Origin of the sequence: Paraburkholderia caballeronis (assembly GCF_900104845.1) — a bacterium.
Lineage (GTDB): Bacteria > Pseudomonadota > Gammaproteobacteria > Burkholderiales > Burkholderiaceae > Paraburkholderia > Paraburkholderia caballeronis.
Window position 1 is genome coordinate 1,057,665 of record NZ_FNSR01000001.1, and the last position, 10,623, is coordinate 1,068,287.

A 10,623-nucleotide genomic window follows, 5' to 3' on the forward strand; every position below is an offset into this window, starting at 1 on the left:
TTCCCGTCGATGTCGAGGCGCCGCATCCGCGCACCGTGCGCGGCGATCGACGCGGTTACGGTCACGCACCGCGTGGCTTACGTTCATCTGTGCTGTTTTGCGGGCACGTTCCCGGTGATGTCGGGTGCGCGCTGTGCACGGCGATCGACGCGGTCACAGCCACGCACGGCGCGGCTTGCGTTCGACTGCGCCGCTTCGCGGTCACGCGCCCGTTGACGTCGGCGCACCCATCCGCGCGCCGCGACTGCCGCTCAACTGCGCTGCTTCGCGGCCACGTCCCAGTTGATGTCGACGCACAGCACCTGCATCCCATGCGCGCCCTGCGCGGCAATCGACGCGGTCACGCACAGGTGCGCCTCGTTGATCGACAGATAAGGCGGCGTCACGTGCACGCGGCCCGGCGCGCGCATCGCCTCGATGAAATACGGCCGCCGTTCCCAGCTCGCGCCTTCGGAATGCAGCAGCGGCCGGAAGCGTTTCGCGCGCTGCGTCGTGCGGCCGTCCGGCAGCACGTTGTCGCCGATCTGGCGGCCCGAGCCGTCGAGCAGGAAGCAGCGCGCGGTCTGGTCGAGGCCGAGCAGCGGCAGCGTCGCGTCGCCCATCGTCGCGCCCGCCGCGAGTTTCGCGCTCGCCGCTTCGAGCGCGCGCACGTACGGCGCCAGCCGTTCGGCCTGCATCCGTTCGCGCGCGGCGACGCGCTCGCGTTCGCGCGCGGACAGATCCTCCATCAGATGCGCGGCGACCTCGTGCTTCACCGGCTCCACGTCCGGCCGCGCGAAATACGCGCCCTGCACGAAGTCCGCGTTCGATTCGAGCGCGATCAGCGCGTCGCGCTCGGTCGCGAGGCCGCCCATCAGCACCAGTTGCCCCGATTCGTGCAGCATCGACACGAGGCCCGGCAGCACCCGCTCGATGTGCGGATGGCGGCTCGCCTGCGCGAGCAGGCTGCGGTCGATCGTGACGATGTCGGGCCGCAGTTGCCACACGCGGTCGATGTTCGAATGTTTCGCGCCGAAGCCGTCCAGCGCGATCAGGAAGCCGGACTTGCGCAGGCCGTCGATGATCTCCGCGAAGCGCGTGTTTTCGCCGCCCGCCTGCTCGGACACTTCGAGCACCACGCGCTGCGGCGGCAGGCCGAGCGCCTTCAGGCCGGCGAGCAGCGCGTCGCCGTAGCTGGTGTCCATCAGCGCGGCCGGGTGCAGGCTCAGGAAGAGCCATTCGTCCTGGCAGTCGAATGCGTTGAAGTTGCCGAGATGCAGCGATTCGGCGAGCCGCCCGAGTTCGAGCAGGTCGCCGCGCCGCGCGGCCTGCGTGAACACTTCCTGCGACGGCACGTGGTGTCCGTGCTCGTCGTGCGCGCGCAGCGACGCGTGATAGCCGATCGCGCGGCGGTGCGCGACGGAGAACACGGGCTGGAACACGCTGAATACCGTGTAGCCGCCGTACAGCACGGTGCGACGGGCGCCTTGTTCTCCGGCGACCGGCCGGGACTGGAAGCCGGGGGGATCGAGATCGATCATGCTCGTCATATCGGTGGGTGGCGCGCGGCGCGGACGGCACGCGGGTGCGTCAAGTTTACAGGATAGGGCAGCAAGAAGCATGCAAGTGGCGGTCGCGGGCGGGGGCGGCCGTTGTATCTGCGCCGCGTCGCGGGGCATGAGCGGCGTGGGCCGCAGTCGCGAACCGCGCGGCGCGTCGACGAAACGGAGCGGCGGAATGCGCGGCGCGCACCGCGCGATCGCCGGTTGCACTCCGGCGGTGCGTGGTGCGCAACCGTGGGACGGAAGGCGGGCGAGGCGATGCGAGGACGGCAGCGCGCAACGGAGGGGGCGGCAGCACGGGTACGGCGACGCTTGCACATCGGCGCAGGCAGGGCGCGGCGGCCGGGGGAAAAAGGCACGTCAGCGCCAAACAGAACGCACGTTGTCCGAAACCACGACGCGCGCGAGAACTCCGTCGCGTGCCTCCGCGCGGCGATCGTTCCGCTACGCCGCCGCTACGTCCGCTCCGACGGATCGATCTTCTTCGCGGGCCGCCGCACGTCCGACGACAACTGCGCGAAGATCCACGACGACCCCGCCGTGATGATGCCGACGCACAGGAACGTCGCGTGGAACGCCGGGATCACGTTCGCCGACGTCGTATGCCCGATGAGTCCGGTGAAGGTTTGCAGCAGCGCGCCCGCGACGGTCACGCCGAGGCTCATCGACAGCATCTGCACGAGCGAGAACAGGCTGTTGCCGCTGCTCGCGCCGCCGGTGCCGAGGTCCTTCAGCGTCAGCGTGTTCATCGCGGTGAACTGCATCGAGTTCACGCCGCCGAACAGCGCGAGCTGCACGATGCGCAGCCACAGCGGCTCGGCCGTCGTCGTCAGCGCGAAGCTCGCCATCGCGAGGCCGACCAGCACCGTGTTCGCGACCAGCACGCGGCGATATCCGTAACGCACGATCAGCGTGGTCGCGAGCCGCTTCGAGCCCATCCCGGCCGCCGCGGTCGGCAGCATCATCAGGCCCGCTTCGAACGGCGAGTAACCGAGCGCGACCTGCAACAGCAGCGGAATCAGATACGGCATCGCGCCGCTGCCGATCCGCGCGAACAGGTTGCCGAGCAGCCCGACGCTGAACGTATGGATGCGGAACAGATCGAGCGAAAAGATCGGATAGGGCACGCGCACCGCATGCAGCCCGTACGCGACGAACGCCGCGAGGCTCAGGATCAGCAGCACGAGCACGGTTGCGTGCTGGATGCCGAGTTCGCTGCGCCCGTCGAGCGCGAACGTGATCGCGACCATCCCGATCACGAGCAGCAGGTAACCTGGCAGATCGAACTTCGGCGTGTCGGGGTTGCGGCTGTCGAGCATGTAGACGAACGTCGTGACGCAGCCGACGACGCCGACCGGCACGTTGATCAGGAAGATCCAGTGCCACGACGCGATCTGCACGAGCCAGCCGCCGAGCGTCGGGCCGATCAGCGGGCCGATCAGGCCCGGGATCGCGACGAACGCGAGCGCGGGCAGATAACGTTCGGCCGGGAACGTGCGCAGCACCGCGAGCCGGCCGACCGGCAGCAGCATCGCGCCGCCGACGCCCTGCACGATGCGCCACCAGACCAGTTGCGTGAGCGTATGCGCGTTCGCGCACAGCAGCGAGCCGATCGTGAACACGAGGATCGCGCTGAAGAACACGCGCCGCGTGCCGAGCTTGTCCGCGAGCCAGCCGGACACCGGGATCATCACCGCCATCGTCAGCGAATACGCGATCACGACCGACTGCATGCTGAGCGGCCGTTCGCCGAGGCTCTCGGCCATCGCCGGCAGCGCCGTGTTGACGATCGTCGCGTCGAGCGTCTGCATGAAGAAGCCGGTGGCGACGAGCCACAGCATCACGGTGAGCGAACGGGACGAAGGCGGGGCGGCGGGGGACGGCGTGGAAGCGGGCATGGGCACGAAGGGTCGCAAGGGCCGGGTCACTGGCAGCCGCCATTGTAGGGAAAACGACCGCGCGGCGCAGTTCGCGGGCGGCGCATCGGGCATGCCCGGCGCGCATCGTCGGCGCGTTTTCGATGCGTCGTCAGGCGGCGAGCCGGACCGCCGCCGCGAAAAACGCCTGTGCGCGCGGGTCGTTCACGAACGCTGCGTTGATGCGGATCCACGGGCTCGGGCCGCCGTCCGGGCGGAAGTAGCCGCCCGGCGACACGTGGACGCCGAGCGGCTCGCCGCACGCGGCAAGCCGCTCTGAGTCGTCGACGTGCGGCACCCGCGCCCAGACGAACTTGCCGCCGGACGGCCGCGCGAACAGTTCCCAGCCGTGGTCTTCGAGCGTCGCGATCGCCGCGCCGAGCGCGTCGCCGATGCGCCGGCGCAGCCGGTCGAGGTACTTGCGATACGCGCCGCGCTCCAGCAGCGCGACCGCGACCGCCTGCGCGAAGCGCGATCCGCTGATGCTCGTCAACGCCTTGATCGACGCGAGATCGCGCGTGATCGCCGGGTCCGCGACCACGTAGCCGACCCGCAGCGACGACGACAGCGTCTTCGACAGCCCGCCCACGTAGACGACGTGCTCGAACTGGTCGAGCGCCGCGAGGCGGTCGCTCGCGTCGGTCTGGAAGTCCGCGTAGATGTCGTCCTCGACGATCGTGAAGCGATGCTCGCGCGCGAGTTGCAGCAGCCGGAACGCAACCGGCGGCGCGATCGTCGTGCCGGTCGGGTTGTGGAACACCGGGTTCACGAAGAACACGCGCGGCCGGTGCAACGCGAGCATCGCGTTCAGCCGTTCGAGGTCGGGGCCGTCCGCGTTGCGCGGAATGCCGACCAGCTGCACGCCGTGCAGCTTCAGCAGGCCGAACAGGTTGTAGTAGCCGGGGTCCTCGACGAACGCGGTGTCGCCGGGCTTCAGCAGGTAGCGCATCAGCAGGTCGAGCCCTTCGCTCGCGCCTTCGGTGATCAGGATCTGCTGCGCGTCCGCGACGATGCCGAGCGGCGCGAGGCGGTTGCGCAGATGCTCGCGCAGCGTCGGGTCGCCGAACGGCGGCGCGTAGTCGACGAGGCTCGACGGATCGGTGCGCGATACGTGGCGGATCGCCTGCGCGAGCGCATCGATGTCGCGCCACGACTGCGGGATCGAGCCGCTGTCGAGTTCGAGCATCTCGCCGGGCCGGTTCAGCTGCCGCAGGATGTGCACCGACTCGTCGGCCGCGCGCGCGAGGTCGCACGCGCCCCTGCTGCCGGCGTCGGCGCGCGCGTGCTCGCTCACGTAGAAACCCGAACCGTGCCGCGAGTCGAGATAACCGAGCGACACCAGCCGGTCGTATGCCTCGATCACCGGGAAGCGGCTGATCCGGTAGTCGGCCGCGAACTGCCGGATCGACGGCAGCCGCGCGCCCGGATGCGCGGCGCGCGAGCGGATCCACGCCTGCACGCCGGCGACGATCTGGTCGGTGAGCGGCACGGCGCTCGCGCGGTCGAGTTCGAGTTTCATGCGGGCCTCGCGATGGGCGGATGGATCGTATGGAGGGCATGCGACGGTGATGCCGACTGTCCGGTTTTTCGACTGCACAGTTCTGCGCGAACTGTTCGGAACTGTGCATGGGAACGGGACGCGCCGCTCGCAATAATGCTCGAACCGAACAGGGGGTTCAAGGAGCACTGCAATGCGTGAGATCCGGATTTTCGAGCTGGCGCACGACGAGCCGGCACAGCTTTGGCGGCCCGCGCAGCCGCTTCGGCTGCAGGTGAGCGAAGGCGAGCTTTGGCTGACGATCGAAGGGGACGCCGGCGACTACTGGCTGCGCAACGGCGAGTCGTGCGCGCTGCCGGCGCGGGCGAAGGTGTGGGTCAGCGCGGGCCGCGCGGGCGCGCGGTTTCTGCTCGCGCTGGGCGGCGCGTCGGCGTCGGCGCGGGCCGCCGCGATCGGCGAGCGCCATGCGGCGCGCGCGTTCGCGACGGCCGGATGGACGGCGCGCTGGCCGTGGTCGTCGAGAGCCGCGTGAGGTTGAAGCGTTGCCGTCGCGGGGGCGCGGCGTTTCATGCGCCGGCGTCGAACTCGCCGACATATCGCGCGCGCGGCCGGATCAGCCGGCCGTCGGCGGTCTGTTCCAGGGCGTGCGCGATCCAGCCGGTCACGCGGGCGGCGGCGAACAGCGCGAACGCCGCGCCGCGCGGCAGGTTCAGCACGCGCTCCAGCGACGCGAGCGCGAAATCGACGGTCGGCCGCGCGCCGGTCGTCTCCATCACCGCCTGAATCAGCGCGTCGATTCCGGTCATTGCCGAACGCGCGGCGCCGCGCTGGCCGAGCAGATCGAGCAGCAGACGCGCGCGCGGATCGCCGTCCGGATACAGCGGATGCCCGAAGCCCGGCAGCGGCGCGCTTCGGTCCGACGCGCCGCGCTCGTCCGGCGCGAGGCGTTCCGCGAGGAAACGATGCAGGTCCGGCGCGCGCGACGCGTCGTCGAGCAGCGCGGCGACGCGCATCGTCTCGCCGCCGTGGCGCGGGCCGCCGAGCGCCGCGAGCCCGCCCGACGCTGCGCCGAACAGATGCATGCCGGTCGACGTGATGCAGCGGACCGTGAACGTCGATGCGTTCAGCTCGTGGTCCGCGCACAGGACGAGCGCCGCGCGCAGCAGGTCGGCCGCCGCGCGGCCGCGCAGACCCCATGCGTGCGCGAACTGGCGATGCAGCGGTTCGTTCGACGACGCGGCCGAGATCAACGCGGCCGCGAGCAGCCGCATCAGCATCGCGCCGCTGTCGAGTTGCGCATCGCGGCCCTGCGCCCACACGCGCGGAATCTGCGCGGCGGCGGCCGGCAGCAACACCAGCGCGCGTTCGAGCGGCGTGTGTGCGCTCCATAGCTTCAGCCACGCGGACCATTGCGCGGACGCGATCGGCGCGGCCGGCGCATCCGCGATCCGGCGCGGCGCGCATTCCCACAGCAGCGCGGCGACGTCTTCGAGCGTCGCGTCGCGCGCCAGTTCGACCGCGTCGTGGCCGCGATAGAACAGCTTGCCGTCCGCGATCAGCGTGATCGACGATTCGAGCACCGGCACGCCCCAGTCCAGCACCTTCTGCGCGACCTTGCCCGCGCGCCGGCCGTCGGCCTTGCGGCGCGCGAGCCGGCGCACGTCGGCGGCCGGGTAGCGGTTCTGCCGCGTATCGACGCCGGGCGCGGAACGCAGCAACCCGCGGCTCACATACGCATAGAGCGTCGCGCGGCTGATGCCGAGCGCCTCGGCGGCCTCGGCCGCGGTCATATAGCTGGACATGGGTGGCGCCTGCTCGCTGAACGGAGAAATCAATCTATGTTGATTATTCCAATCAAGATTGATCGAAGCAAGGCCGGCTTCTAGACTCGAAGCACCTCGTTCATGGAACCTTGCCGATCATGACTCCCCGCGGCGCGCTCGAACACCTGTGGATGCTGGCCGACTGCAACCCGGCCGCGCTCGACGATTTGCACGTCGCCGGCGACGATCCCGGCCTGCCGTCGATCTATCGCGTCGGCACGCTGGCCGCCGCGACGATCGGCGCGGCCGGGCTCGCGGCGGCCGAATGTTTTCGCGTGCGGACCGGCCGCCGGCAGCGCGTCGACATCGACGTGCGGCGCGCGCTCGCCGCGTTTCGCAGCGAGCGTTACCTGCGCGTCGGCGGCGATGCGCCGATCGAGCTTCGGCATCCGGTGACCGGCTTCTTCGCGACGCGCGACGACCGCTGGATTCAGTTGCACGCGAACTTCCCGCATCATCTGAAGGGCATCGTCGACGTGCTCGGCTGCGCGGACGACCCTGCGTCGGTCGCCGCCGCGATCCGCGAATGGGACGGCGCGGCGCTCGACGACGCGCTCGCGGCCGCCGGCCTGTGCGCGGCGCTCGTGCGCTCGCCGCGCGAATGGGCGGCGCTCGATCAGGCGCGCGCGGTCGCGAGCCTGCCGCTGTTCGAGATCGAGCGGATCGGCGACGCGCCGCCCGAGCCGATCGCGTCGATCACGTCGATCACCACGCGCGACGCCGCGCGGCCGCTCGACGGCGTGCGCGTGCTCGACCTCACGCGGATCATCGCAGGGCCGGTCGCGGGCCGCACGCTCGCGCATCACGGCGCGGACGTGCTGCTGGTCAACGGCCCGCATCTGCCGAACATCGCGCCGCTCGTGATCGACAACGGGCGCGGCAAGCGGTCGGCGACGCTCGACCTGCGCGACGCGGCCGCGTGCGAGCAGTTGCGTTCGCTCGCGCGCGACGCCGACGTGTTCCTTCAGGCGTACCGGCCGGGCGCGCTCGCGTCGCGCGGGTTTGCGCCGGAACAACTCGCGCGACTGCGGCCGGGGATCGTCTGCGTGTCGGTGTGCGCGTATGGGCATCGCGGGCCGTGGGCCGGGCGCAGAGGGTTCGACAGCCTCGTGCAGTCCGCGAGCGGGATCGTGTGGAACGAGAGCAGCGCCGCGTCGCCTGCGCGCGACGGCCGGCCGTTCGGCGCGCCGCGCCATCTGCCGTGCCAGGCGCTCGATCACGGCACCGGATATCTCGCGGCGTTCGGCGCGATGGTCGCGCTCGCGCGTCGGGCGCAGGAGGGCGGAAGCTGGCACGTGCGCGTGTCGCTCGCGCAGACCGGGCGCTGGCTGCAGACGATGGGACAGATCGAGGACGGCTGGCGCGCGCCGGACGTCGGGCTAACCGACGTCGCGGACTGCATCGAGCAAACGGCGTCGCCGTTCGGCACGGTCCGCGCGATCGGGCCGGCGGAACGGCTGTCGCTGACGCCCGCGTTTTACGCGCGCCCGCCGGTGCCGGTCGGCACCGATGCGGCGCGCTGGGACGCGTAGCGCGCTGCTTCGTTGGCGTATCGCCGTTCGGGGTTCGCGGCCTGCGCGGCCGTTGCCGCGCAGCGCGCGTGGCGAACCCGCTACTTGCGCAGTTCCGCGACGAAGTCGTAGTAGTCGTTGCGGCAGTACGTGTCGGTGAGTTCGATCGCGCGCTGATCGGCGGTGTAGCCGACCCGCGTGATCAGCAGCAGCGCCTCGTTCGGCGCGAGGCCCATCTGCCGCGCGATCTCGTCGGTCGCGTTGACTGCGCGGAAGTGTTGCAGCGCGCGCACGATCGCGAGCCCGCGCTGGTCGAGGAAGCTGTACAGCGAATCGCCGATCGCCTGCGGATCGGGGATCAGCGCGGCCGGGAACGTCGAGTTCTCGACGGCCATCACGATGCCGTCCGCGAGCCGCAGTCGCTTCAATCGCGTGACCGCCGCCGCCGGCGACAGCCCGAGCTGGATCACCTCGTCGCGGCTCGCCGGCTGGATCTCGCGCGACAGCCATTGCGAACTCGGCGTGAAGCCGCGCTGGCGCAGCATCTCGCTGAAGCTCGTGAGGCGCGACAGCGGGTCCTCGTAACGCGGCGTGATGAAGCTGCCCGCGCCCTGGGTCCGGCGGATCAGTCCTTGTTCGACGAGCAGCGCGATCGCCTTGCGCGCGGTGATCCGCGAGACGCCGAGCGCGTCCGCGAGCACGCGTTCGGACGGCAGCGCCTCGCCGGCGTGCCAGCGGCTGTCGTGGATGGCCTGGCTCAGCTTGCGCGCGAGCTGGAGGTAGAGCGGCGTATCGTTGTCCGGGTCCGGGCGCAGGTCGCGCCAGCGGTCTTCCGTAGGAGCGTTCATGGAGTGGCGGCTGGGAAGGCGAACGGCAATTCTATATCGACAGGTGATTGCAGGGTCCCGCGCGACGGCCGGCGTATTGATGCAGGAGACGCTACACTGGCCGCCGGCCGTTTCGCGAAACGACGCGCCGCCCAGGGAGGAGAAGCCATGACGACCACCGGTATTGCAACTGTCGCGCTGCCCGACGGCGAACGCATCCCGAAGCTCGGGCTCGGCACCTGGGAGATGGGCGAGCGGCCCGCGCGCCGCGCGGACGAGATCGCCGCGTTGCGCGAAGGCATCGCGCTCGGGATGACGCTGATCGACACCGCCGAGATGTACGGCGACGGCGCGACGGAAACGCTGGTCGGCGAGGCGTTGCGCGGTTTGCGCGATCAGGCGTTTCTGGTGAGCAAGGTGTATCCGCACAACGCGAGCCGGCGCGCCATGCAGCAGGCGTGCGAAGCGAGCCTGAAGCGGCTCGGCACCGACCGGCTCGACCTGTATCTGCTGCACTGGCAGGGCGGCGTGCCGATCGACGAGACGATCGAAGGATTCGACGCGTTGCGCCGCGCGGGCAAGATCCGCCATTGGGGCGTCAGCAACTTCGACACGGCGGACATGGACGAGCTGTTCGCGACGCCGGGCGGCGATCAATGCGCGACCAACCAGATCCTGTACAACATCGCGCGGCGCGGGCCGGAGTTCGACCTGCTGCCGTGGAGCGCCGCGCACCGGATGCCGGTGATGGCGTACAGCCCGGTCGATCATGCGCGGCTGCCGAAGCGTTCGCCGCTCGACGAGATCGGCGCGGCGCATGGGGTGTCCGCATGGCGGGTCGCGCTGGCGTGGGTGTTGAGACAGCCGGGCGTACTGGCGATTCCGAAGGCGGGGCGGGTCGAGCACGTGCGCGACAACCACGCCGCGCTCGACCTCGTGTTGAGCGACGCCGACTACGCGGCGCTCGATGCGTTTTTCAGGCCGCCGCGCAGCAAGCGTGCGCTGGAGATGCTGTAGCCGCGCGACGGAGCGGTCGAGTTACGTGCACGCGTGACGCGAATGCACGGAGCCGAGCAGCGCGACTTCGGCGGGCGTCGCCTTCAGCGCGTCGGGGCTTACCTGGCCCGCGTCGGTGACGAATTCCTGGACGATCGTCGCGACCGGCACGTCGCGCAGGCACAGCGACACGCGCTGCATCTCGCCGGCCGGCGGCGCTGCGCGCTGGCCGAGGAACAGCACGCCGTACTGATAACCGTGGATGATGCCGCGCACCGCGCCGACGCACTGGCCTTGCGCGACGTTGTCGCCCTGTTGCTGGCAGAGTTGCGCGAGCGACCATGCGGAGAAGGTGGGATCGACGGGGGGCGCCGGTTGCGCGGTGGCGGCCGTTTGCGGCGCGGCGGTCTGCGCGTTCGCCGCACCCGCCCAGACGAGCGACGCGGCGGCGAGGACGCCGACGGCGCGCAGGACAACACGAGGGATGGTGTGCATCATTTTCTTGTTCTCC

At 70.6% G+C, this 10,623-nt stretch carries 9 protein-coding genes; 3 read left to right on the forward strand and 6 right to left on the reverse strand.

The window, feature by feature from the left end:
- Positions 1-251 precede the first annotated feature (251 nt).
- From BLV92_RS04695 to BLV92_RS04705, 3 genes are all read right to left on the reverse strand, one after another.
- Positions 252-1,529: an EAL domain-containing protein gene (locus tag BLV92_RS04695; protein ID WP_090542699.1), complete on the reverse strand. Its 1,278-nt coding sequence runs from the start codon at positions 1,527-1,529 to the stop codon at positions 252-254.
- Positions 1,530-1,996: 467 nt separating this feature from the next.
- Complete coding sequence (mdtD, locus tag BLV92_RS04700; RefSeq protein ID WP_244283744.1) at positions 1,997-3,439, reverse strand: multidrug transporter subunit MdtD; 1,443 nt, start codon at positions 3,437-3,439, stop codon at positions 1,997-1,999.
- Positions 3,440-3,569: 130 nt separating this feature from the next.
- Positions 3,570-4,976, reverse strand: coding sequence for an aminotransferase-like domain-containing protein (locus BLV92_RS04705; protein WP_090542705.1), 1,407 nt, complete (start codon positions 4,974-4,976; stop codon positions 3,570-3,572).
- A gap of 172 nt (positions 4,977-5,148) precedes the next feature.
- Between BLV92_RS04705 and BLV92_RS04710 the strand changes: the two genes are divergently transcribed.
- The gene (locus tag BLV92_RS04710) at positions 5,149-5,487 is read left to right on the forward strand and encodes a DUF2917 domain-containing protein (RefSeq protein ID WP_090542707.1); all 339 of its coding nucleotides are present in this window, start codon (positions 5,149-5,151) and stop codon (positions 5,485-5,487) included.
- 34 nt (positions 5,488-5,521) lie between these two features.
- On the opposite strand, the gene BLV92_RS04715 is transcribed toward BLV92_RS04710, so the two are convergent.
- Positions 5,522-6,757: a citrate synthase family protein gene (locus tag BLV92_RS04715; protein WP_090542709.1), complete on the reverse strand. Its 1,236-nt coding sequence runs from the start codon at positions 6,755-6,757 to the stop codon at positions 5,522-5,524.
- A gap of 119 nt (positions 6,758-6,876) precedes the next feature.
- Between BLV92_RS04715 and BLV92_RS04720 the strand changes: the two genes are divergently transcribed.
- A complete protein-coding gene (locus BLV92_RS04720) occupies positions 6,877-8,310 on the forward strand; it encodes a CoA transferase (protein ID WP_090542711.1) in 1,434 nt (477 codons plus the stop codon).
- Positions 8,311-8,390: 80 nt separating this feature from the next.
- On the opposite strand, the gene BLV92_RS04725 is transcribed toward BLV92_RS04720, so the two are convergent.
- Positions 8,391-9,137 (reverse strand): GntR family transcriptional regulator, encoded by a 747-nt coding sequence (locus BLV92_RS04725; protein WP_090542713.1) that lies wholly within the window; start codon positions 9,135-9,137, stop codon positions 8,391-8,393.
- Between the two features lie 147 nt (positions 9,138-9,284).
- On the opposite strand from BLV92_RS04725, the gene BLV92_RS04730 reads away from it, so the two are divergent.
- The gene (locus BLV92_RS04730) at positions 9,285-10,133 is read left to right on the forward strand and encodes an aldo/keto reductase (RefSeq protein WP_090542715.1); all 849 of its coding nucleotides are present in this window, start codon (positions 9,285-9,287) and stop codon (positions 10,131-10,133) included.
- A gap of 21 nt (positions 10,134-10,154) precedes the next feature.
- Here the strand turns inward: BLV92_RS04730 and BLV92_RS04735 are convergent, their stop codons facing one another.
- Positions 10,155-10,610, reverse strand: a complete 456-nt coding sequence (locus BLV92_RS04735; protein WP_090542717.1) for a hypothetical protein — start codon at positions 10,608-10,610, stop codon at positions 10,155-10,157.
- Positions 10,611-10,623: the final 13 nt, after the last annotated feature.

Coding starts and splice junctions, on each gene's coding strand:
- BLV92_RS04695 (WP_090542699.1), bottom strand. CDS start 1,529: ATGACGAGCATGATCGATCTCGATCCCCCCGGCTTCCAGTCCCGGCCG.
- mdtD (WP_244283744.1), bottom strand. CDS start 3,439: ATGCCCGCTTCCACGCCGTCCCCCGCCGCCCCGCCTTCGTCCCGTTCG.
- BLV92_RS04705 (WP_090542705.1), bottom strand. CDS start 4,976: ATGAAACTCGAACTCGACCGCGCGAGCGCCGTGCCGCTCACCGACCAG.
- BLV92_RS04710 (WP_090542707.1), top strand. CDS start 5,149: ATGCGTGAGATCCGGATTTTCGAGCTGGCGCACGACGAGCCGGCACAG.
- BLV92_RS04715 (WP_090542709.1), bottom strand. CDS start 6,757: ATGTCCAGCTATATGACCGCGGCCGAGGCCGCCGAGGCGCTCGGCATC.
- BLV92_RS04720 (WP_090542711.1), top strand. CDS start 6,877: ATGACTCCCCGCGGCGCGCTCGAACACCTGTGGATGCTGGCCGACTGC.
- BLV92_RS04725 (WP_090542713.1), bottom strand. CDS start 9,137: ATGAACGCTCCTACGGAAGACCGCTGGCGCGACCTGCGCCCGGACCCG.
- BLV92_RS04730 (WP_090542715.1), top strand. CDS start 9,285: ATGACGACCACCGGTATTGCAACTGTCGCGCTGCCCGACGGCGAACGC.
- BLV92_RS04735 (WP_090542717.1), bottom strand. CDS start 10,610: ATGATGCACACCATCCCTCGTGTTGTCCTGCGCGCCGTCGGCGTCCTC.